Origin of the sequence: Bathymodiolus heckerae thiotrophic gill symbiont (assembly GCF_900128515.1) — a bacterium.
Lineage (GTDB): Bacteria > Pseudomonadota > Gammaproteobacteria > PS1 > Pseudothioglobaceae > Thioglobus_A.
This window is the reverse complement of the sequence record NZ_FQTP01000252.1, coordinates 1-857: the sequence shown is the minus strand read 5'-3', so window position 1 is coordinate 857 and position 857 is coordinate 1. Positions and strand designations below refer to the sequence as shown.

2 protein-coding genes are annotated in these 857 nt (G+C 39.0%); both read left to right on the top strand.

Features of this window, described 5'->3' with window-relative positions:
• On the top strand, positions 1–349 hold a 349-nt coding region (locus tag BTHERMOSOX_RS11685), incomplete at its 5' end, for an integrase core domain-containing protein (RefSeq protein WP_138121255.1).
• A gap of 265 nt (positions 350–614) precedes the next feature.
• The coding region (locus BTHERMOSOX_RS11680; protein WP_488153936.1) for a transposase at positions 615–857 on the top strand (243 nt) is incomplete at its 3' end.

The window sequence follows — 857 nt, the reverse complement described above, 5'->3', positions numbered from 1 at the left end:
GCCAGCGCAAAGAGTGATTAAATCATTAGAGCAGCTCATTGAATGGCGTGGCAAGCCCAAAGCCATTCGATGTGATAACGGACCAGAATACATATCTCATGCACTACGAGAATGGGCACAAGCAATGAATATTGAGTTAATGTACATACAACCAGGCAAACCAACACAGAATGCTTATATTGAAAGATTTAACCAAACAGCAAGAAACGAGTGGTTAAACATGCATATTTTTGACTCAATCGAACATGCACAAAATTTAGCAACCCAGTGGATGTGGGTATATAATAACGTACGACCTCATAGTTTGATTGGTGGGATTCCACCAAGAAAGCTACTTGAGGCTATTTAAACAATGGAAATTCTATTTTTAGCAAGCGTTAGAAATGGGGGGATTGCAATTGTATCTACCACCATTAATACATTTAGAGATCTTTGCATAAATCAACCAAAACCACGCCAGTCTAGTAAAATAACAACCACCTAATCTACAATAAAAAATACCTAAAATGTCTTGGAAATAAACAACTCAACATTCATTCGCAGATTCTCTAGTTGTAGAGCATAAATCTCTATCAGAGCTTAATGACGTGCATAACATCATCAATTAGACAGAGATAGAGCAAACCTTATCAAACCTTTATTCATCTGTGCGAGGTGCGCCTAGCTACCCGCCACTGATGATGTTTAGGATTCTTATTCTCCAAGCTTGGTATAACCTTAGTGATGAAGTCTTAGAGAAGCAAATCGCCAGGGATCTTATGTTTAGGCGCTTTATTAATCTTAGCCTGTCTGAGAATGTGCCAGACCATTCCAGTATTTGGCGCTTTAGACAGCTGCTTAACACCGAGCAGCTACTA